Origin of the sequence: Kiloniella spongiae (assembly GCF_001026905.1) — a bacterium.
GTDB classification, from domain to species: domain Bacteria; phylum Pseudomonadota; class Alphaproteobacteria; order Kiloniellales; family Kiloniellaceae; genus Kiloniella; species Kiloniella spongiae.
In genome coordinates this window covers 1-693 of sequence record NZ_LAQL01000056.1, presented here as the reverse complement: position 1 = coordinate 693, position 693 = coordinate 1, and the positions used below count along the sequence as shown (strand labels likewise).

At 48.8% G+C, this 693-nt stretch carries 1 protein-coding gene; it reads right to left on the bottom strand.

Features of this window, described 5'->3' with window-relative positions:
- The coding region (locus tag WH96_RS20875; RefSeq protein ID WP_047766186.1) for a GTP-binding protein at nt 1–692 on the bottom strand (692 nt) is incomplete at its 3' end.
- Nucleotide 693: the final 1 nt, after the last annotated feature.

The following is a 693-nucleotide window of genomic DNA, read 5'->3' as shown; positions in this document are numbered from 1 at the left end:
GTTACAACTGTACCACGACCTGAGATAGAGAACACGTCTTCGATAGGCATCAAGAAAGGCTGATCAACTGGACGATCCGGCTGTGGGATGTAATCATCAACAGCTTTCATCAGCTCAAGAATCTTCTCGGAACCGATGTTCGCGTCACGACCTTCTAGTGCTGCAAGTGCAGAACCGGATACGATCGGAATATCATCGCCTGGGAAGTCGTAAGAAGAGAGAAGCTCACGGATTTCCATTTCAACGAGCTCTAGAAGCTCTTCATCGTCAACCTGGTCAACTTTGTTCATGAAAACAACAAGAGCCGGAACACCAACCTGACGTGCAAGAAGGATGTGCTCACGTGTCTGTGGCATTGGGCCATCAGCTGCGTTAACAACCAAGATAGCACCATCCATCTGAGCTGCACCCGTGATCATGTTTTTTACATAATCCGCGTGGCCCGGGCAATCAACGTGAGCATAGTGACGACCTTCTGTCTCATACTCAACGTGTGCTGTTGAAATCGTGATACCACGCGCACGCTCTTCAGGTGCTTTATCGATATCTGCAAAATCTGTAGCAGTACCGCCACTCGCTTCTGCCAATACTTTTGTGATCGCAGCAGTAAGGGTTGTCTTACCATGGTCAACGTGACCAATTGTGCCTACGTTACAGTGCGGTTTCGTCCGCTCAAACTTTTCCTTAGCCATC